This is a genomic window from Moorena sp. SIO4A5, assembly GCF_010672005.1.
Classification (GTDB): Bacteria; Cyanobacteriota; Cyanobacteriia; order Cyanobacteriales; family Coleofasciculaceae; genus Moorena.
The window spans coordinates 1-19,947 of the sequence record NZ_JAAHHZ010000088.1 but is presented as its reverse complement, the minus strand read 5'-3'; the positions used below and the strand labels follow the sequence as shown (position 1 = coordinate 19,947).

At 43.5% G+C, this 19,947-nt stretch carries 18 protein-coding genes; 8 read left to right on the top strand and 10 right to left on the bottom strand.

Annotated features, from left to right (window positions below):
• Positions 1 to 147 precede the first annotated feature (147 nt).
• On the bottom strand, positions 148 to 825 hold the full coding sequence (locus tag F6K57_RS23525; RefSeq protein ID WP_293070983.1) for a hypothetical protein: 678 nt from the start codon (positions 823 to 825) through the stop codon (positions 148 to 150).
• A gap of 313 nt (positions 826 to 1,138) precedes the next feature.
• Between F6K57_RS23525 and F6K57_RS23520 the strand changes: the two genes are divergently transcribed.
• Positions 1,139 to 2,446, top strand: coding sequence for an AI-2E family transporter (locus F6K57_RS23520; protein WP_293070981.1), 1,308 nt, complete (start codon positions 1,139 to 1,141; stop codon positions 2,444 to 2,446).
• A 141-nt stretch (positions 2,447 to 2,587) separates the two neighbouring features.
• The gene (locus F6K57_RS23515; RefSeq protein ID WP_293021046.1) at positions 2,588 to 3,787 is read left to right on the top strand and encodes a homocysteine biosynthesis protein; all 1,200 of its coding nucleotides are present in this window, start codon (positions 2,588 to 2,590) and stop codon (positions 3,785 to 3,787) included.
• A 90-nt stretch (positions 3,788 to 3,877) separates the two neighbouring features.
• Here F6K57_RS23515 and F6K57_RS23510 read toward each other — a convergent pair whose 3' ends face one another.
• The 3 genes from F6K57_RS23510 to F6K57_RS23500 form a co-directional block, all read right to left on the bottom strand.
• Entirely contained in the window at positions 3,878 to 4,633 is a 756-nt protein-coding gene (locus F6K57_RS23510) for a cysteine dioxygenase (RefSeq protein ID WP_293070979.1), read from the bottom strand.
• 544 nt (positions 4,634 to 5,177) lie between these two features.
• Complete coding sequence (locus tag F6K57_RS23505) at positions 5,178 to 5,744, bottom strand: GNAT family N-acetyltransferase (protein ID WP_293070977.1); 567 nt, start codon at positions 5,742 to 5,744, stop codon at positions 5,178 to 5,180.
• A gap of 92 nt (positions 5,745 to 5,836) precedes the next feature.
• Positions 5,837 to 6,853, bottom strand: a complete 1,017-nt coding sequence (locus F6K57_RS23500) for a hypothetical protein (RefSeq protein ID WP_293070975.1) — start codon at positions 6,851 to 6,853, stop codon at positions 5,837 to 5,839.
• Positions 6,854 to 6,917: 64 nt separating this feature from the next.
• Here F6K57_RS23500 and F6K57_RS23495 point away from each other — a divergent pair, with 64 nt between their 5' ends.
• Complete coding sequence (locus F6K57_RS23495; protein WP_293070973.1) at positions 6,918 to 7,052, top strand: hypothetical protein; 135 nt, start codon at positions 6,918 to 6,920, stop codon at positions 7,050 to 7,052.
• Positions 7,053 to 7,086: 34 nt separating this feature from the next.
• Here F6K57_RS23495 and F6K57_RS23490 read toward each other — a convergent pair whose 3' ends face one another.
• The 4 genes from F6K57_RS23490 to F6K57_RS23475 all read right to left on the bottom strand — a co-directional run bounded on the left by F6K57_RS23490 (position 7,087) and on the right by F6K57_RS23475 (position 10,729).
• Complete coding sequence (locus tag F6K57_RS23490) at positions 7,087 to 8,070, bottom strand: DMT family transporter (protein WP_293052435.1); 984 nt, start codon at positions 8,068 to 8,070, stop codon at positions 7,087 to 7,089.
• A 235-nt stretch (positions 8,071 to 8,305) separates the two neighbouring features.
• On the bottom strand, positions 8,306 to 9,079 hold the full coding sequence (locus F6K57_RS23485) for a hypothetical protein (RefSeq protein ID WP_293070970.1): 774 nt from the start codon (positions 9,077 to 9,079) through the stop codon (positions 8,306 to 8,308).
• Positions 9,076 to 10,125 carry a Rieske 2Fe-2S domain-containing protein gene (locus tag F6K57_RS23480; protein ID WP_293070968.1) on the bottom strand — a complete coding sequence of 350 codons (1,050 nt, stop codon included), beginning with the start codon at positions 10,123 to 10,125 and terminating at the stop codon, positions 9,076 to 9,078. The genes F6K57_RS23485 and F6K57_RS23480 overlap by 4 nt, the downstream gene beginning before the upstream one ends.
• A 91-nt stretch (positions 10,126 to 10,216) precedes the next feature.
• Positions 10,217 to 10,729, bottom strand: coding sequence for a hypothetical protein (locus F6K57_RS23475; protein WP_293070966.1), 513 nt, complete (start codon positions 10,727 to 10,729; stop codon positions 10,217 to 10,219).
• 39 nt (positions 10,730 to 10,768) lie between these two features.
• Between F6K57_RS23475 and F6K57_RS23470 the strand changes: the two genes are divergently transcribed.
• Complete coding sequence (locus F6K57_RS23470; RefSeq protein ID WP_293070964.1) at positions 10,769 to 11,032, top strand: hypothetical protein; 264 nt, start codon at positions 10,769 to 10,771, stop codon at positions 11,030 to 11,032.
• Positions 11,033 to 11,302: 270 nt separating this feature from the next.
• Here F6K57_RS23470 and F6K57_RS23465 read toward each other — a convergent pair whose 3' ends face one another.
• Positions 11,303 to 11,749: a YraN family protein gene (locus F6K57_RS23465; protein ID WP_293070962.1), complete on the bottom strand. Its 447-nt coding sequence runs from the start codon at positions 11,747 to 11,749 to the stop codon at positions 11,303 to 11,305.
• Positions 11,750 to 11,787: 38 nt separating this feature from the next.
• Between F6K57_RS23465 and F6K57_RS23460 the strand changes: the two genes are divergently transcribed.
• The 4 genes from F6K57_RS23460 (at position 11,788) to F6K57_RS23445 (ending at position 15,615) form a co-directional block, all read left to right on the top strand.
• On the top strand, positions 11,788 to 12,138 hold the full coding sequence (locus F6K57_RS23460) for a hypothetical protein (RefSeq protein ID WP_293070960.1): 351 nt from the start codon (positions 11,788 to 11,790) through the stop codon (positions 12,136 to 12,138).
• 233 nt (positions 12,139 to 12,371) lie between these two features.
• Entirely contained in the window at positions 12,372 to 12,737 is a 366-nt protein-coding gene (locus tag F6K57_RS23455; RefSeq protein WP_293070958.1) for a YtxH domain-containing protein, read from the top strand.
• A 544-nt stretch (positions 12,738 to 13,281) separates the two neighbouring features.
• Positions 13,282 to 14,898 carry a transposase gene (locus F6K57_RS23450; protein WP_364303894.1) on the top strand — a complete coding sequence of 539 codons (1,617 nt, stop codon included), beginning with the start codon at positions 13,282 to 13,284 and terminating at the stop codon, positions 14,896 to 14,898.
• Between the two features lie 147 nt (positions 14,899 to 15,045).
• The gene (locus tag F6K57_RS23445) at positions 15,046 to 15,615 is read left to right on the top strand and encodes a DUF948 domain-containing protein (RefSeq protein WP_293021066.1); all 570 of its coding nucleotides are present in this window, start codon (positions 15,046 to 15,048) and stop codon (positions 15,613 to 15,615) included.
• Positions 15,616 to 15,920: 305 nt separating this feature from the next.
• Here the strand turns inward: F6K57_RS23445 and F6K57_RS23440 are convergent, their stop codons facing one another.
• Entirely contained in the window at positions 15,921 to 18,902 is a 2,982-nt protein-coding gene (locus tag F6K57_RS23440) for a hypothetical protein (protein WP_293070956.1), read from the bottom strand.
• Positions 18,903 to 19,947 lie beyond the last annotated feature (1,045 nt).

Sequence of the window (19,947 nt, the reverse complement as noted above, 5' to 3'; positions counted from 1 at the left end):
TATTAAGGTGACAGTAATTTTTGGTTAAGGATGAATTATCAAGAAGGATGTTCCCCTGATAGCTTTACCGTCAGGTAGGATGAATTATTAATTATCAAGTCAAGGATGAAGGGTGAAGCATGAAGGGTTCATCCTTCATGCTTCAGATTAGCGATTGTCAAGGTTAAGGACTAAATCAGACTTCAAGGTTACATCTAAATCTGTGTCAGGGTCGATGACAACTACTTCTACGTCTTCCTGACCTCCTGCAAGAAGAAGTTCTGTAACCAAACCGAGTCCAGCACCAGCTAAAACTTCCCAAAATTCAAGCTTACCAAAGATTTCAGAGAGTACAGCCCCGGCAGCTGCACCAATAGCAGCACCTTTGAGCAAATCGGGATCAGTGTTTTTGGTAATGGTTTCAGTTTTGGTGACAACCTCGGAGGTGGCATCAAGGGATAAGGATTGATCACTATCCCTGAGAATCAACTTTTCGGCGACAAACTGAGAACCTCCTTGAACTGGACGCACTTCACCTTCAATCTCACTACCTGCTGGAATTAGGAGGGTTCCTGAAAAGGAGACTACATCTCTAGCTACGATCACCGTTATCGGTAGAGTTTCATTACGAGTGACAATAACTCTCTTGGCGTCGTCGGATTCAACTGGTATTAAAGTCCCAGCAGGAATGATGACTTGGGTAAATTGAGCCAACTGTGGCTCGATGTAGAATCTAGACTGGGCATTAGCTTGAGTCGCTATCAACATTGGTAACGCCACAGTTGAAGTGATCCCCAATGCGGTGAGTAGAGCGATTCTGGACTGCCAACGATGGGAAATAAACATTAAATATATCTTCCTTGAGGATGAGTAGAAGCGATTAATTAGACTAAAAAGAGCATAGTTATGTTTCCCAAGGTGATCATGAATTATGTGATCATCAAAGCAAGCGTACGCTAATTGATCAAAATTCTGACCAGGATACCCCACCTACACCCACCCGACCTTTAAAGCTGCTTGTCACCCCATCACCCCATCACCACCATCTTCTGCTCCCGGAGCGTTCGCGTAGCGTAGCCCTTCGGGCTAATCGCATCATGTCTGTTTTAGAAGCTAATTTAAAACCTAAAATCTGTAGGATTGAGGTAAGATCAGGTTTTTGAGCCCCATAGAACTAGAATTAGGTCTGGGACTGCTAGAGCCACTGGGAGGTTTCACCATGAGTCTAGGCACATGGATTGGTCTACTTGCCTTTATCCTTTCGTTATACATCCTGTGGCAAATCCGTAAAGTACTGCTGCTGATATTTACTGCTGTGGTACTTGCCAATGCCTTAAATATCTTGGTGGAAAAATTCCGCCGGGTTGGCATCAAACGGCTTTTTGCTGTGCTGCTGTCAATTCTTCTGATGGTTGCTCTAACGGTAGGGTTTTACTGGCTAATTGTTCCACCGTTTGCCGACCAAGTGCTAGAGCTGATTGATCAGGTTCCTAGGGGTATAGAAAAATTAGGTCAGTGGTTGGATGTGTTGTCAGCGCGTCTTCCCCCAGATCTGATTACTTTCCCCGAGATCCAATTAGATTTAGATCAGCTAATTCAACAGCTACAACCGTTACTTAATCAGTTATTGGGTGGTGGATTCTCCATTGCCTTTAACTCTTTGGCTGTCGTAGCCCAAGTTTTGCTGGTATTAGTTTTGACTATAATGCTACTGGCTGACCCCAAGGCTTATCGTCAAAGCTTTATCCGACTTTTCCCATCTTTCTATCGCCGTCGAGTTGATCAAATTTTGACTCTATGTGATCACTCTTTACGGGGGTGGTTAGTAGGCATTCTCGTTAACATTGCTGCCATTTCTGGCTTAAGTTTTGTGGGTTTGGTCATCCTACAAGTGGAACTGGCACTGGCACAGGCGGCTTTGGCAGGTATCTTGACATTTATCCCCAATATTGGCCCTGGATTGAGTGTAGTCCCACCAATTGCGATCGCTCTACTAGATGCACCCTGGAAAGCGATCGCTGTTTTAATTCTCTACATCATTATTCAGCAGGTGGAAAGTAATTTGCTAACTCCCCTGGTCATGAAGCAACAGGTATCCCTGCTACCAGCAGTAACCCTTTTGGCTCAGGTATTTTTCGCGACATTCTTTGGTTTTTTAGGTTTACTGTTAGCTTTACCATTAACCGTAGTTGCTCAGGTTTGGCTAAAAGAAGTTTTAATTAAAGATATCCTCGATCAATGGAAAACTAGTCCGATATCAATCAGAGATACCCAGACCTCTACAGAAACCGTTGCGATCGGCGTTCGCGAAGCGTGGCCAAAGGCCTCAGCCGCGCCAAAGGCGATCGCATCACCAAATCCTGATTTAGCCAGCCCAACTACATCAAAGGATTCCCAGGATAGCACTGAATCGGACAATCACCCCAAATCCGACAAATCATATCAAATCGAGAAGGAGGAAGAGTAAGCCTTCATAAGCCTTGAGCCGTTACAATCCAAGCTATGGATTTTCACAACTGCCTATGATCACGCTCCCCTGACGGAGGTGAGCTAGGATACCACTGGCAAGTGATATTTTGGAAAACCTTTCTCCCCATTCCCAATCCCTATGCGAACCATTGCTCAAATTAATGACAAAATCGAGGGTAACTGTGCCGTAGTGTGGACAGTCGAAGAATTAAAAGCACGGGTGGCAGACATCGGTGTCACTCAGGCAGCGAAAGAAGTAGACATCATTACTACCGGTACCTTTGAGCAGATGGAGTCTTCCGGAGCAATCATGAATTTGGGACATACTGACCCACCCGTGAAAATACGGAAATGTTGGTTAGATGGAGTTCCAGCTTACACTGGCTTCGGAGCAGTGGATTTGTTTTTGGGAGCAACTCAAGTTGTTGACTACCCAGATAACCGTGAGATTCCAGATATGGACGAACAGAGGCAAAGGGGTGGTGGTGATGTCATTGAAGACCTGATTGCTGGGAAACCCGTCCACCTGCAAGCCCTCGGACAGGTGACAGATTGTTATCCTAGAGGCTCCTTTGAGACCACGATCACTAAGGATAGGATTAATCAGTTTTATTTATTCAATCCCCGCAATCTGTATCAAAACTTCATTGTAGGGGTGAATGGAGGCGATCGCCCCTTGTATACTTATCTGGGTTTGTTGCAGCCCAAACTCTCCAATGCAGTTTACTCTAACCCAGGAGCAATCTCACCCCTAATCAATGATCCGGAACTGAAGCTAGTGGGTATTGGCACGCGGATTTTTATGGGTGGAGGGATTGGCTATATTGCTTGGGAAGGGACCCAACACTTCCCACTGCAAAAACGCCTTCCCAATCAAACACCCATAGGACCAGCAGCAACTCTAGCTTTAATTGGAGATGCCAAGCAAATGAATCCCAAATGGGTACGGGGTTGTTACTTTAAAAATTATGGCCCCTCTCTGATGCTAGGTGTGGGCGTACCAATGCCAGTACTGAATGAAGAAGTAGTGCAACGTTGTGCTGTACAAGATCAAGACATTGTTGCACCAGTGGTAGATTTTGCCATTCCTAGACGGGTGCGTCCAACCTTTGGGTTAGTCAGCTACGCTCAGCTGAAGTCTGGTCGGATCACTATTGATGGTAAATTAGTACGTGTAGCTCCTCTTGCTAGTATTTTCCTCTCCCGCCAAGTTGCTATAGAACTAAAGCAATGGATTGAGAGTGGCAAATTTACCCTAACTGAACCAGTAGCACCAATTCCAATGGACCGCTCATTTCTACCTCAAGACCTATGGGGTTCTCAAATTAGTTTGGATTGATTTATTCATTGGTCATTTTAAAATTAAAAACTGAAAATTGAAAAGTAATAATTAGCAATTATCAATTAGCAATTACCAATTATCTTTAGCTTACTTGAGCTGTGACATTTGCTCGTCTAACACAGCTAATTTTGAGCGCAGTAGAGGATTGTCCTGTACTGCAAGGATTCGACAAATGCGATCGCGCATTTTTTCGTGGTGCCTGAGCATGGTGTCAGCGTCTGCTTGTAAGCCGTAGTGGCGCTCTTTAATTTGTGTCTCTGGCAAGCAGAAGAATACCCCTCCATCAGTTCGTTGAATACTGCCTTCAAGCAGGTCAAATATTCGTGCGTTGCTAGTGATGGAGCCCTTGGGGTTTTGGCACCCGTATACATGAAGGCTCAAAAAGCAGGATTCTCCGGGGTTGCCCATCTGGTGAATCATATCGTCAGCTACCGCCTTTACCTCTTCTGACCTAAAGTCCAACCGCTTCAGGGTTTGTAGCACTCCATCTGTTAAGGTATACACGTAGTGTTCCGCCTCGCCAAAGCACTGTACTGCTCCCCATTGGGCTACGCCGTGGTCATGAATCGTGCTGTAGTCTCCTGGAGCCCAAGACATCACCATAATTTCAAAGGAATCGCACTCGTACAGTAGCTTTCGACCGTAGCTTTCGGTGATGGGATGATCAAAGTCAGCCCATCTAATCAAGTCTTCCGGTGAGATGCGTGCATCCAAAATGCACTGACGAGCAATTTTCGGTACCAATACCGACTGACTTTCGATATTACTAATTAAGCGCTGGATACTCTCGGGAAGACTTTGGTCGGATACAGAAGTCGAGTTTGCCTGAATAATCTGAATCATTTTTCCATCCTCTAATTTTTAAAAAAACTTGATTCCTATGAAAATGGAGACTTAAAAATTTAAAATTCACAAAATCGGATTAACCATCCTAGAATGGATTAACCGAACTTGATAGTATTACTAGGTGAAGAAATGGTGTTAGGGTAATGGTGTTAGAGTTTACTATTCAAAGCCTAATCCCTAATACTTAATCCCTCATGCCTAGATTTACCTAACTAATAATTCCTCACTGGTTGACTTTACTGTATAAACCTTAAAGCTCTAGGCTGAGAGAAAGCTGATAAATTCCTCACTATCCTCTGAAAAAGATTGAGAAATATCTCAGCTTATTTTTATTTAGTACACATGATGATTATTCCTCATATCATCAAAGATTTCTTCAAGCTATAGTAAGCCCGATTGAAACGAGAAAGAAATCCCTGCACCTCTTCGACCTCCTTCCCATCTTCCCATCTCCCCACATCTTCCCATCTTCCCATCCGTTAAATCCGCTCGAACTATCGGTTGCAAGCTCCTCCCATGTTCAAAAATAAAACACAGAGTGTTATAATTCAGGACGGTAAGGTAGGATATGGGACAAAACAAGCTGCATAATAACCATGTCGTGCCAGCGTCCCTTGAAAAACCCAATTTCTTTTTGAACACCTACAACCTCAAATCCAAATCGCTTGTGAAAATCAATACTCCCTTGATTGCAGGCAAGAATTTTAGCAACGACATGGTGATAGCAAAACTCCTCAACTTTCTTGAGCAATGCTGTTTGTAAAATACTGCCGTAACCCTTACCAGTTTCCGCTAAAGAAAAATAAATCGAAATCTCGCAGCAAACACGGTAGCCTAAGCGAGGGCTATAGCGCTTGATTACACCCCACCCAATCACACAGCTTTCTCGTTCTGCAACCAGTATGGTTTCGCGATCGCCAAACTTATTCGCGAGTACTTTCATGTCCTCAGCGGTATAAAATTGGCAATCCATCGTACTGTTGCCTGCAGCGATAGACTCGTTATAGATAGATGCAATTGCTTGGAAATCAGTATCTTTATATTGCCTTACCAGAATGTTGGGATGCTCTGATAAATCTGCACAGAAATTCTCTTGTTTAGTTGACATTTTTCTGCACTTATTTTTTTTGCCCTAATTATTTACTCGCTCTCAATTATAATTTAGAGAACTAAACACTCCTAATCTTCAACCAAACACAACTATAGCTTTTTTCTCGGCTTTCGAGAAAACTCAATCATCCAGGTGAACAATCGCTCCATTATCGATTGGTTAGTTAACAGTTCTAATCTAGCAAAGCCACCAATATTTCCTCCATTGATTTCGCTAATGCACCAGTTACCCTCATCATTCATCAAAAAGTCATATCCCAAGGTATGTATACCCCGACAGCGATAGTGTTCAAAGGTGGCGTCAATTGCTTCTTTTTCTTCAGAGCTGATATCTGATAAAAAACATTCTCCATCTACGCTGACATTATGCACCCAATGACCACTTTTCGAGCGGCGGATATAGGCACCGTAAATTTCACCATCTACCACAACAATCCGCTTGTCTCCCGCATCAACTCGCTGCAAGTATTGCACAAATTGTAGTGGTTTGCCTGTGGAACCTTTCAGATAATTCATCACCTCAGAAAAGTGAGTAAACTCCCTGGTACCTGCAAAGGGATTATCCACTAGGAAATGACCCTTGTCATACCAAATTTTAAAAACTCCTCGACCACCACAACTATTATATCGCTTAGCCACAATAACTTGGTGCTTTTCAAAAAAAGTCAATGCTTCCATCCAGCTATCGGTTACTACCATGTCTGGGGTAAATTTACTCGCTACCTTGAGGAGGAATTCTTGCTGAATTTGCTCATGAATTCCCGTAGGACTATTGACAAATTTTACAAAAGGCTCCCACAATCGTAGTCTATCTAGATATCCTTCAGGAAAAGGCTTTAAGGTGCGACAAAATACCAAGTCAAACTCCTCTAGCGATCGCCAATCCCGGACTTGTGAATCTAATTCGAGAAAGGTAGTGTAAGGTAGTATTCCCTTCACCGGAGCTACCTGAATCAATTTAGTATTTGCTCCTTGGGTGAAGACGCCCTCAGTAGGGATGTGGAAGAATTCAAATCGTTCGTCGAGGGCTAGCCGTTGGTAAAAGATGGGTATGTCCAGTAACGGACTAGAGTATCGAGAAGGATTGCAAATGGAAAGTAATTTCATCTTACATTACTTCTTATATTACTTCTTACTTTCATTAAATTACAAGCTGATTAAACTATACCGATTGCTAACTCTTTTCTACTCCTTTGATGGCAATTATCATACTGATGAGGTACACCGATTTTTGTCCCACTCCCTACTCCCTACTCCCTACTCCCTACTCCCTACTCCCTACTCCCTACTCCCTACCCACTCCTAGTAACTACCTCACTGAATTGATAACTGCTATCTACTTACATAGAAGATGCAGAACTTTCTCCTCTAGCTGCAATTTCCTGTGTTGGTTGGGGCTGTTGTTTACTAAAGTTAGTGATCGAGACTCCAATCATGATCACAATAAATGCTATTACTTGCATCAGTGAAGGGCGTTCTCCATTGAGAATTAGCGCATAAACTATCCCAAATACGGGGGATAATACAGTCCACTTACCTACCGTCTTCGAGTCTAACTTTTCCAGGGCAGCGTACCAGAGAAATTGGGTAATCACGATGATAATTAGCGCATAGATACTCATCACCATCCAAAGCTGACCTGAAAAGACATCTCCAAAATGAGACGGGCCAAATAAATAACTAGCGATCGAGAAAAATATTACAGCTGATATAAAGTTACGGCTGAAGACAATTACCGACAAACTGTTGTGTTTAGAAAGGGTCAACTTGCCGATAATCGAAGTAACTGCATACAAAAACGTTGATGCCAGGATTAAAAGGTCTCCCTGATTGATTTGATAATTACTGCTTGTGAAAACAATAGCAACAATACCGACGCCAATCAGAGAAAAGCCAATCCATTCCCATTTCAGAATACGCTTGCCAAAGAAAATTGCTCCTGCCAGAGCATAGAGCACCGGACCAAATCGCCCCAATAAGACCGCATTGGTGACAGTAGTGTGTTGTAGTCCCAGGAAAATCAGTGCAGACAGTAAGGCTGCTAAACAACCATTAATAAACAGTCCCAGAAGCAGCTTTACATTCAACTTTCTGAGTTCATTTAGAATAGGAATCGCTCCAAAAAAAGCCACCACTGCCAAAGAGGCACAGAGATTGCCAACAAACAGAACGTTACAAAACGATATTGGTGTTTCCTTCCCACCACTGAGCATACTAGCGTTGGCAATTAGGAAAGCAATTACCGAGGGTCGCAATGCTGCCAGGGCCCGGGAGACAACTAGCAGCAATTTGGGATTAAGGTTATTGATACTATTAGCAATCATTTCCGTTATTGAGGAAGAGTGGTGTATCCTTTCCTAGAGAAGCATTAGTCCAGTAATCAGAGCAATGGGTAAATCAATGACTAGGTAACACCTAAAAGGGGGGGATAGGAATACCTAAATCTATCCTTTTCTGTTAATACATATATCAGATCATTTGTCAAATTCTCTACAAGCGTGGGGAATCGGAGGAGTGTGAGTAATTCCGTTACCCATCGATTGCCCATCATCCCCAGGTTTACTGAGTCACCAGCTCATAACTTTCTGGGTCAGCCTTGAGAACAAACATATCCCCATATTGAACTACTTCCCCAGTGATGCGGATAGGGTCAGCTACCTTATCCAAAATCCGGGAGTTAATCGCCTGGTTTTGCCGATCTACTAGGAGCAGATAAAGATTATCCCCCTGCTGATTGTGTACTAAGAACACCGGAGGAACACCACCACTGATGCAGCGAATGGCACAGGAGCGATGGGTTTTAGTTTGTCCTGGTTTCATCACCCCTGGGTAGCATTTACTGTCTAAAATCTCTCCTAAGAGGGAGAACTCACCCAAAGATTTACCCGCATCCGGTTTCACTGCTGCCGAAGGAGGGTCAATTGCCTCTGCAGAGCGAGCTGCTATCACCGTAAGGTTGTTGCGATAAACTGGACTACCGGTTAGCTTGACCCACTTTCCCACTTGATCCAATACGCTGGACTTGGGTGAGGTTTTTCCCGGACCCGTGAGCAAGTAGCGAGAGTAGGGGGCTTGAGAGGAGGTATCCCCTGGACGGGGTACCAGCAAGTGAGGAACAGGTTGTCCTAACAGCAACCCTTCAAACTCTTGAGCCTTATTGACCTTTCCAGAATTAAACTGGTAATGAATTAAGGGGAAGACAGCCCCTAGAATCAGAATCACCAGGGCTAAGACCGGAATCAATATTAACAAAAACCGTTTGATGCCGGTCGGCACCTTACCATAACCGATATAAAATTCATCGGTGTTTTGACCTTCGCTGTTGGTAGTCACCTCTGTTCCTCCATAGCAATTACAGCAGGACTAACGCTGGTACCAGGAAGGTTCGGTATAGTTTTCACCAAAATGCGATCGCCTTCTAACTTAATATCAAACGTAGGGATTTTTTCTGTAAAGGGTGGGGGGGAAGCACCATTTTCTGGTAGATACTGGTAGCCGTGCCATGGACAGGTGATGCAGCCATCGACAATTTTTCCCTCCCCTAGAGGGCCATTCTGATGCTGACAGACGTTGGAAACCGCAGAAATCTTACCGTCATACTTAAAAATTGCCACCCGCTCGCCTCCGAGAGTGACTATCTTAGCTCGATTTTCCGGGATTTCTGCGATGCTGCCCGCATCCACAAATTCTTCGTTTCCTGTAACAAGATCCTGATTGTCCCGCCCGAACTCCCGAATCCCTGCTGCCAAATGCACTCCCACAATCCACACTAGTCCAACACCAACAGCAAGGGTCAGAACTGGATGCTTGTTAGTTTGCAGTGCTCCTAGCAGGACATGACCTGTCAGTAGTCCGTAGGCAAGATAAACGCTCATATGTAAACCTTTCCAAACCGGAGCCGTTAGGTTAGCCAGCCAGAAATCGTGGCTAGTGGCTGCCATTAGGAACAAGATCACCAGGGGAACAAATCCCAAAACCTGGAAGGGAAAGCGAATAAAGGTAAAATAGTTAGTATTGCTCAGAAACAGACTAACCAAAGGTTCGAGATTGCCGAAGTCGTGGTACCATTGCAGGCCAAGGCGGGTGTGCTGGAGAGCCAAGAAGAACATCGTAACCCCCATATGACGCCGATTGTAGAGCAGGGGATAGAATTTTGGGCTCAGGCGAGTTAGCGGACCAATGGATAAGATGACGTGGAGCAGGATGAAAGCAGCTGAGCCAAAGGCGCGAATCCTGACTCCCCTGATGTCGATGTTGCTATCGAACCACTGGGTAACATTGATGAAAAGTACAATATAAAGGACAACTAGGCTCAGAAGGATAGCATCGTAAATAAACTTCTGGCGGTTCCACAGAACAGCTTTATAGGCAACACTCATTGTTGTACTAAATGTTAATTGCTATTGCTTATTAGTCATTAGTCATTAGTTATTAGTAACTATCAGTAAAATTTCGTTTATTTACTAAGCACTAATAACGATAAACTGTAGTCAGTTTTGCTCGCAATGGTAGAGCTGCAATAAGCTTCTGTTGCCCCTGGCTGTAGATCAGCAAATGTCCCGCTTTACCTCGCACACTGCCAGGAAGCAAAAATTGTTTACGAGATAACCCTGCCAGATTGCCTAGCAGTATAGAGCGATCGCTAATTTCTGTGGGGGCTTCCTTAGTAGCTTCCCAATACAGCAAGGGGTCAGGAACTTGGAGCAAAGAATCAGACTTCAATTCCATGACCAGTTTGCCTTGGTAATTGACAAAGGTTTCAACATGAAACCGAAATGTTCCATCCTCAAGTTTAGTTGAGCCAATTTCTTTTCTGGGTTGGGTTTGTGTCACGAACCCTGCCTGTGTAAATAATTTATTGGTAGCTACATCCACTGGTTCGTAACTAGGACGCAGTAAAATCCCTGCCAAGAAGCACACTGGTAGGACAACTCCTAGTACCACAAAGGAATAAAAGTGAGTTTTACGGCGAGCGAGAATCATAGCATTTCCCTTTCAGGTCAGTCGTTTGGCCGATATACGGTGAGCATTGCGTTCAGTCGGAAGAGTTTTGCCTCTCAACAGGCGAGTGGCAAACATCGGCCAGAAGGCAGTCACACCGGGAATGATCATAATGCGAAAGCCGATCGCCCATCCATGGACATTGGGATCAACCCGTTGCACCCCAAAGATGACGAAAGGAACCGCAAAAATCAAACCAGCGACCAGGTAAACGCGGAACAGTTTTATGATCCACTCGACCATAGCAATGGTGAGGCTTTCCATTTTTCTACTCTTGAGGAGTGATGGATATGATTCAGTTTATACCAAGCTATGACAATGGGTATCTGTTTCTTATTTAAGATTAGGTAATACTGGAGAATCTGTCTGCCTGAAAAAATCGTATGTTTGTGACACTCCCACCTGGGAAGCCTCTCAAGGTTTGTTGAGATAAAGGGCGCTCACTATTGCCTTGAAGCAAGTCCCGAAAAAATCAGGCAAAAGCAAGCCAAAAGGCAATCTTGACGATTAAGAAAGGATGAGCTAGCAGCCAAACCCAACACCCAAGCCGAGTAGCTAATCAAAAGCTGACTGCATGTAGTGTTGTAGAATCAGCTTATACCCTGCCACCAATACCGGTTGAGCTAGCTCAACGATCGGAAATTCGATCTCTTGATCTGTGGTTGTAGACTGTAAAGGTTGGCTCAGGCTCTGGCAACGGACAAGAGCAACATCAAATCGGCAGGGTAAATTAGCTAAATCTGGATGTTCTGACAGAAATAACTCAGCTGTACGCCGGAGTTTAGCTTGCTTTTGTGGTGTAATCGCTCTTCGACCATCAGCATCCCAATTCCCTCGACTGCGAGTTTTAACCTCGACAAAAGCCAATGCCACCGGGTTTCCTTTGGCAATTAGGTCAATCTCTCCCCATCGACAGCGCCAGCTATGGTTTAGGATAACCCAGCCTTGGCTTTGTAACCACCTAGCGACTAAATTTTCTCCCAGTTGCCCAACCTTAGCCATCTTATGATTGTAAAGTCAATTGTATCACTGGTATCTTGATGATGATAGTTGTAATCGTTATCAATGTTGTGCTCTCCCTGTTGTGTCTATACGCTGCTTGCCAAGTGTGGCGATTGGGACAGTGGCTTTCATCTATCGCTAATCAGTTGGAAAGGGTTGAACGCGGTATCTCTAAAAAGTTATATAGTGCTCCCAAGGCAATTGTTCTTGGACAAGTAGGTATTCATGGTTTGAGAGAGGAGTATCAACAATTACAGGTTCAGCTACACACACTCAAGCAAATTTTTCTACTGTTGGGTATGCTTCAAAAATTTGGAGGATTTAGGTGGCGCTTTAGTTATAAACCTACTAGCAAGAACAGCTTAGTGCCTCGAGAGCGATCGCACTAGTATCGGGTTATGACTAGTATCGGGTTGTAGTATTCCCAGCATAGCCCTCACCAAGCCCAAGGGGCAACTTAGATCAGTCTCACCGTACCTGTCGTGAGAAACCCTACACTCTTAGCCTACTAACTACTGATCAATTATCAAGCTACTTGTAGGATAATAAACCAAAACCATTTACTATTAAAGTTTTATCCATCCCATTTATCTAAAACTGTTGTAGGAAAACAAATCAAAAGATGTCAAAAAAAAGTGCTGGAGCATTTATCGGTGGCATGCTATTGGGTAGTGCCGTAGGAACAGTCGTAGGGTTACTAATTGCCCCCCGTACTGGTCGCGATACACGCAAGCTCTTGAAAAAATCGGCGGATGCCTTACCCGAATTAGCCGAAGATCTTTCTAGCAGTGTGCAACTACAGGCAGATCGCCTTTCCGATTCCACACTGCGTAACTGGGATGATACCCTAGCTCGACTAAAGGTAGCGATCGCAGCAGGTCTTGAAGCTTCTGTCCCTGAAAAAGGTTCTGTCGCTGAAAGCGTAGAGCCTCAAAAGTCCGAGTCGGCAGTTGCCGCAGAGTCAAACTCGTCCGCTAATCAACATTAGCTTTAGGCATCCCGGACGGGGGGTAAGAAGGTCTACTTCTTGTTTTGGTGTTGCCGATTGGCCAGATGTCATGGGTTTTTTCTTACTTCCCCTTCTTCCGCTTCTTCCCCCTCTTCCCCTTATCCATAAATTATCTCCCTACAAGGACAACGCCCTGTTTTTGTGTGGGCTAGCCGACTCGCGAAGATCGGAAATGGAAAAATTTATCATAATGCTGCAAGTATTAGCCAATAATATCACTAAACCTTGTCAAATACGTTGTCAAATGTCACGAAAACTGATAGCATACAATTGATTAAAGTTTGGGCGAGCTTAATGGTGTTTTCTCAAGGGTGTTTTATCAAGACTTCACGCTGGCTAGTCAGTTAAGTTGACTTAAGCTTAATTACTGAAGGCGAGGGTTGTGTGACAGTTAGCAAAAGTGTCAACTAATATTACAAAATCTACAACTAATTGGTAGATTAGAGCCATGGCACTTGTAGCCGACCTAAGGCGGTCGAACTTACGGGACTCTCGAGGAACACTTTAAGGAAGTACGCAGACCATGGGACGATCAAATGTGAAAAAACGCCAGGTGGAACCAGATTGTTTGACACCGAAAGCTGGCTTAGCCTTGGACGACGACAAGCAAGACAAGCAGTTACTATCTGCTATTGCCGAGTCAGTAGTAGCAAACAATTTGACGATATCGCCAGGCAAATCGCATACATGCACTCCCTCTTCCCGGAAGCGGAAATCATCAAAGATATCGGCTGTTGACTCAACTACAAGCGAAAAGGTCTTAGAGCCATATTGGAACGACTTATGCGCTGTGATCAGCTCACGATTGTTGTTGCCTGTAGAGACCGACTTACCCGATTTGGGTTTGAACTCTTTGAATACTTGGTCAGTCTCAACGGTGGAAAAATCTTGGTTCTCGACCAGCCTGAAAGTTGTCCGGAATCGGAACTTACCGCAGATATTATCTCCATTATTCACGTCTTCTCAAGCCGTGTCCACGGACTCCGAAAATACGGCCAAAAAATCCAAGAAGATTCGAGTGTTCCTAAACCCTGAACAGCGCTCAATGATTCGTCAGTGGTTTGGGGTTTCCCGTTATGTTTTCAATAAAACCGTCAAAATACTTGAAAATGGCGAAGTAAAAGCTAACTGGTTTGCCATTAAGACTGATATATTAAATGACCTTCCCGACTGGTGCAAGGCAGTACCTTATCAAATCAAATCAATAGCGATTAAGGATGCTTGCACCGCCGTTAGGGAGGCCAAGAAAAAATACAATTTGACTGGGCAGTTTAATCGGGTTAGATTTAGGTCTCGCAAGAATCCCGTTCAATCTTGCTACATCCCTAAGTCGGCTGTTTCGGCTCAAGGAATTTACCACACAAAGTTAGGTGAATTAACTTTTACTGAAACACTCCCCGAGAACATCTGTGATTGTCGATTAACTAGCACCAATGGGGATTATTACCTAGTAGTCCCTTACAAAACAGCTCACCTTAAGACCGAAAGCCAAGGTAGAGTAGTTGCTTTGGATCCTGGTGTTAGGACTTTTTTGACATTTTTTAGCGAGACTTCCGTTGGAAAAATTGGCCATGGCGACTTTTCTAGGATTCAAAGACTTTGTCAACATCTAGATAATCTGATCTCAAAAATCAGTAAGGCTAAAGGCAAGGGAAAATATCGAATGAGAAAAGCTGCCAGGCGGATAATAATCAAAATCCAAAACTTTATCAACGAGTTACATCACAAGGCTGCCAGATTCCTAGTTGACAACTTTGACGTAATATTGCTTCCAACATTTGAGACGTCTCAGATGTCCAAAAAGCCGAATCGGAAACTTAGATCTAAAACGGTTCGTAATATGCTCTCTTTTGCTCATTATCGGTTTAAAGAGTTCCTTAAGCATAAAGCAAGCGAAAATGGGAAAGTTGTTGTTGATGTCTGCGAAGCTTATACCAGCAAGACCGTCAGCTGGACTGGTGAATTAATCAATATTGGTGGCAGTAAAATCATCAAATCAAAAATCGATGGCCAGATGATGGATAGAGACATCAATGGTGCTCGTGGAATTTTTCTGCGGGCTTTGGTAGATACACCCTGGCTGAGCAATCAGCTTGCATTGGCGAGCCAGAATTTGCTTTTGGTAGATTCTGGTAGCTAAAAAGTATCGGCTTGAACAAAAAAGTTGTAAACTCCGATTTTCCATTGCTAGTTACCGAATCATAGCATAGATTAACCTGTATAATAAATCAACGGTCATCACCCCTCTCCCCCATAGACGGGGCTTCCCAACATCCTAGGATTTTTTGTGATTGATCCTCTATTTTGGCTCGGGCTGTCCTTTCTGCTCGTAGCAGTTAGTTTAACCGCTGTTTTGGTAACATTATTGCCTGCTGTACAAGAGTTAGCGCGGGCAGCTCATAGTGTGGAAAAATTAGCTGATACCCTAAATCGGGAATTACCACCGACCCTAGAAGCCATTAGGCTGACAGGGTTAGAAATCAGCGACTTGACCGATGATCTTAATCAAGGAGTCAAAAGTGCTGGTCACGTGGTTCAACAGGTTGACCACAGTATCAGCAGTGCTAAAAACCAAGCCCAAAAAGTCAAAGAGAATACTCGTAATGTGGTTAAGGGTGTCAAAGCTGCCTGGAAAACTTGGAGGGGTACCTCACCACAATCTTCTAGGTCAATGGATTCCCTACCATCATCTCACAGAAAAGCTCTAGAACTTCTTGAGACTGATGAACGCTCATCACAAGTTAATCAGCATTGGCAAGGAAGAAATAACTCTAACCATAAAGAGGTCAATAAGGCTACTCGTGAAACCTCTAATGACGGAATCCATGATAATTCCATCCATGATAATTCTTTTTAACGAAGGGAATACCAAGACTCGAACCTGAAGACTATACAGAATAAATAAATAATAAATGTAATGCCACCCTTGAGTTTATAAACTCGTTTATAAACTCAAGGGTGGCATTATCCCGTTTTTGTTAATGTTTGGTTAATGGATGAGAAATATAGTTAGTCGGTAATTGGTAACTGGTAAACAAAAGCAGATAAAAGTATAGCAATCCTATTAAATTAAAACATGCAGAAAAATCAGTCCGACTCTCGGTAGATTCTTCCCCATCTTCCCTAACTTCGGTCATCTTGCCAATCTTACAACTGGTCAGATTAGGAAAGAAATTCAAGTCTACTGCTGACATCACTCACAGATACATCGTGTAATACTGCAATCAAATCATTCTTAAAATATAAAGCTGTGCTACCGGGTAACCCATTATCAGCGTCAACCAAATCATATTGATCCGCTACACCATAGAGCTGAATGATGTCTTTAGATTCTAAGTCATAAATCTCTGCATAATCATTGTCGCCCTTACCCTGGTAGAAAGCGCGATGATCATCTCCTAGGATAAAAGTATCTGACCAAGCTCCACCAACAAGAACATCAATTTCACCATTACCTCGGGAACCATTTCCAACTCCATTGAGGGTGTCATTACCGGAACCTCCAATCAAAGAGTCGTTACCAGAGCCACCCTTAAGGAAGTCATGGTGCTGCCCACCGTCGAGGAGGTCATCACCCAAACCTCCGATCAAATAGTCGTTGCCAGAGCCACCCTCAAGACTATCATGGTTCCGGCCACCGTCGAGGAGGTCATCACCCGAACCTCCGATCAAATAGTTATTCCCAGAGCTACCTTTTAAGGTATCATGGTCACTCCCGCCATCAAGACTGTCATTACCCGAAGCTCCAATCAAATAGTCGTTACCAGAGCCACCCTCAAGGCTGTCATTTCCCTGGTCTCCTCTAAGGTAGTCATTGCCAGAGCCACCTTTGAGGGTGTCATTTCCCTCACCTCCTCTGAGAGTATCATCCTCTGTCCCAGCCTCGATGAGGTCATCACCCGAACCTCCGCTTAGAGTGTCCTGACCTGAACTACCTTCTAGGGTATCGTTACCCACATCTCCCATGATCCTATCATTGCCAACACCCCCAAAAAGGTAGTCATCTCCCTGACCACCTCCGAGAGTGTCATCATTATACCCACCATAGAGATTGTCATTGCCCCAAGTTCCTCTGAGAAAGTCGTTACCGGAACCTCCAACAAGAGTGTCATCCTCAGAACCTCCTGAAAGAGTGTCATGACCCGAGCCACCAATTAGTGTGTCATTATTGCCATTACCCCAAAGCCTATCATCACCATGACCGCCTTCAAGCCGATTATCGTAACGGTCTCCCCTAATCGATTTGCTTTTCCAATTCTGGTTAAGGACTTCAATGGTGAAAGTTTTCTCGTAGCTTTCACCCCCCTGGTCGGTGGTGCGGATTTTGATCGGGTGACTAGAGTTGATATCAAAGTCTAAGAGAGTGCCATTTTTGACTTTTAGTTGATCGTCAACAATTTTAAAGCGACCTTGAGCATCATCTAATAATTTATAAGTATGGCTATCTCCGGAATCAACATCCTTAGTAGTCAGCTTAGCAATGGTAGTGCCATTTTTACTGAATTCTTTGACACTCCTGCCATCAAGGGTGATATCCGTCGGAGCAAAATTCTGGTTAAGGACCTCAATGGTGAAAGTTTTATCGTAGCTTTTACCTCCGGAGTCGGTGGTGCGGATTTTGATCGAGTGACTAGAGTTGTCATCAAAGTCTATGAGGTGGCCATTTTTGACTTTTAGTCGATTGCCATCAATTTTAAAGCGACCTTGAGCATCATCTAATAATTTATAAGTATGGCTATCTCCGGAATCAACATCCTTAGTAGTCAGCTTAGCAATGGTAGTGCCATTTTTACTGAATTCTTTGACACTCCTGCCATCAAGGGTGATATCCGTCGGAGCAGTGTTGGTAGGTTGAGGCTCCTCTGCCACATACTGAACGTCGCTAATATTTGTTATGGTGTCCGGAATAATAATCTCTTCCCATACAGGTGGTTGACTATCCTCCTCGAAGGTAATGTTAAGGCGATCGCTTTGAGAGACTGCATAGTAGTCTTTGAGGGTAATCGAACTATCCCAGCCTAGATCAAGAATCAGGTCATAACCCTCTTGAGTTTGGGTTACACTAGAGGAAGCATATTCGGAAAGATCTAAAGTATCTAGATAGTTCCAACCTTCAATAATATCATCACCCGTGGAAATTCCCAATTCATAACCGCTAAAGATATTGGCTGCACTATTGGCAATGATGTAATCGTTACTGCTGGAGTTGATCAGATTGTGAAAAATTGTATCGAATGCGATCGCAGTTCCAGATTCAGACGTAAGGTATTTTGTTCCGCTGTCATCGGTCCTAGCTTTATAAGAGCTACCATTGTAAGCGTTTTGGGTGGTTATAATACCCCCCTCATTCATATCAAAGTGGTAACCTGTATTCAAAAAAGCCAGGTTTGAAAAGTCTAAAGTATTTTCACCACCACTATCCCAGAGGGTTTGCTTAATCGGTTTGGTTGCACCATAATCCTCACTACCATCTGTGTAGTAATAAACGCTGTCAAAGGAGTAAGTAGTATCCCCGTGGTTATACTCCCTAGCTCCATAGATTAACTGTAATGCTTGAATGTCGTAAATCATTGGGGTAATCGCTGATTTCCCAGCAAAGTTATACGACATTACTGTGTTGGTGGTATTGTCCTCGTTAAAGGGCAAAAATGGACCGTGATCATGGTCCTCGTATTTATTAGGATGTTTGAAACCCAGAGCATGTAATGTCTCGTGAATCAGGGTCATGTAGCCATGATTCCCTGGGTCGTCAGCAAATCCGTTTCCGTTCTTACCTGTGGTGTCGTAGGCTGGGTTCAAATGCACATCCCCGGCCACATCCCACCCATTGCCGAAATTGAAGTTAAATCCCTCAGGCAAATAGGCATAGGAATAGCCCGGACCATCAGATACCATGTAGCGCAATAGACCATAGTCTGTTGTCGTATCTGGTACCTCATGGAAATCAACATCAAGGTATCTTTCCAGAGTTTCGAAGATGCTTCTGATATTGTCTTTGGTTTCTTCTGATATCTCTGAAACCCCCGTTTCATCTCCGTAATAAGAACCACCGTTGGCATTGTTATAGAAGCTGTAGCTGATAGTCTGAGTGTCCCAGTGAGCAACACTCAGAAGTGGATGAGTTGAGGAAAATGTGTCAGACATTGCTTTTATTTAATTCTTACTGCTTGACAAAGCCTAGTTACGGGAATGATTTGGTCGTCAGGGAACTTCCTGATTGTTGATGTTTAATGGCTTATTGCCAGTTGCCATGAATCGTAGCTATAACCCCATTCGATAACTAGTCAAACGCACTGAATTTCATAGGGTATTGGGTTACAAACCATAAAATTTACCTAGTTAAAATCCCTAATATTAAATTAATCATGAAATATCTCTGTTTCCGTTCAAGGTTGATATGTGTATATTTTTTTGGGGGGGGGTATTTTTTACGGTTTATATGCAAAAGTCAAAAAAACGTAAATCCGTACAAAAATCAAAAATTTAAATAAATTAAATATAAATAAATTAAGTAAGTATTTTTTCAGTATTAACGATGAATGTTTATTTAAGGGTTTTATTAGCAATTAAGCACCATTAATATCAGATAGCGTTTTTATTTTATTTGTGAAAATACTACCTTATTAAAATACAAAATACAAAAGGCAAAACGCAATAAGGGCAACAGCTCCAGAGTTTTAGTGTCCAATAAAAAAAGACATCCTACGTTTACATCTCATTTATAAACCCTATAAATAAAGCCTAGGGATAGGGATAAACTCTCAAAATTGTCCAGTTTACGTCGAACTCGAATCCTAGTTATGTGAAGTTAGTATAAAGTTCTAACAAATAGATAGAGGCTAAAATCAGTAGTTTTTCTAGGTCACCGTTTATTGGTAAGCATATGCGCTACGCGCACGCTGCGCGAACAGCATTGAGCTTAAGCTTTTTTTTGTAGGTGATGTCGCCATGATGCCCTTTTGTTCGGTTCGTTCTGTTGCCAGCATCATGAATGGCTGATAGCTGGCAACCATAGCATGGGCTTAGTTGCGTAGGGTGCGTAGGGTGTGTTATATCATGTCAGGATAAGGGCGACCGATGAAAGACGCTCAAGGAAGTGGAGATTCCGAAATCTCCCAATGTAGCTAGGGTTCAAGCTACGTCCCCACCCGAAGGAGCACTTCGAGATGGATATGGCGGTTTCGACTAC

What these genes read in the sequence shown, in the direction of transcription:
- F6K57_RS23475 (WP_293070966.1), bottom strand. Translation starts at nt 10,729, where the DNA reads ATGATTCTCGCTCGCCGTAAAACTCACTTTTATTCCTTTGTGGTACTA.
- F6K57_RS23455 (WP_293070958.1), top strand. Translation starts at nt 12,372, where the DNA reads ATGTCAAAAAAAAGTGCTGGAGCATTTATCGGTGGCATGCTATTGGGT.
- F6K57_RS23465 (WP_293070962.1), bottom strand. Translation starts at nt 11,749, where the DNA reads ATGGCTAAGGTTGGGCAACTGGGAGAAAATTTAGTCGCTAGGTGGTTA.
- F6K57_RS23525 (WP_293070983.1), bottom strand. Translation starts at nt 825, where the DNA reads ATGTTTATTTCCCATCGTTGGCAGTCCAGAATCGCTCTACTCACCGCA.
- F6K57_RS23480 (WP_293070968.1), bottom strand. Translation starts at nt 10,125, where the DNA reads ATGAGTGTTGCCTATAAAGCTGTTCTGTGGAACCGCCAGAAGTTTATT.
- F6K57_RS23490 (WP_293052435.1), bottom strand. Translation starts at nt 8,070, where the DNA reads ATGATTGCTAATAGTATCAATAACCTTAATCCCAAATTGCTGCTAGTT.
- F6K57_RS23440 (WP_293070956.1), bottom strand. Translation starts at nt 18,902, where the DNA reads ATGTCTGACACATTTTCCTCAACTCATCCACTTCTGAGTGTTGCTCAC.
- F6K57_RS23510 (WP_293070979.1), bottom strand. Translation starts at nt 4,633, where the DNA reads ATGATTCAGATTATTCAGGCAAACTCGACTTCTGTATCCGACCAAAGT.
- F6K57_RS23460 (WP_293070960.1), top strand. Translation starts at nt 11,788, where the DNA reads ATGATGATAGTTGTAATCGTTATCAATGTTGTGCTCTCCCTGTTGTGT.
- F6K57_RS23515 (WP_293021046.1), top strand. Translation starts at nt 2,588, where the DNA reads ATGCGAACCATTGCTCAAATTAATGACAAAATCGAGGGTAACTGTGCC.
- F6K57_RS23450 (WP_364303894.1), top strand. Translation starts at nt 13,282, where the DNA reads ATGGGACGATCAAATGTGAAAAAACGCCAGGTGGAACCAGATTGTTTG.
- F6K57_RS23505 (WP_293070977.1), bottom strand. Translation starts at nt 5,744, where the DNA reads ATGTCAACTAAACAAGAGAATTTCTGTGCAGATTTATCAGAGCATCCC.
- F6K57_RS23500 (WP_293070975.1), bottom strand. Translation starts at nt 6,853, where the DNA reads ATGAAATTACTTTCCATTTGCAATCCTTCTCGATACTCTAGTCCGTTA.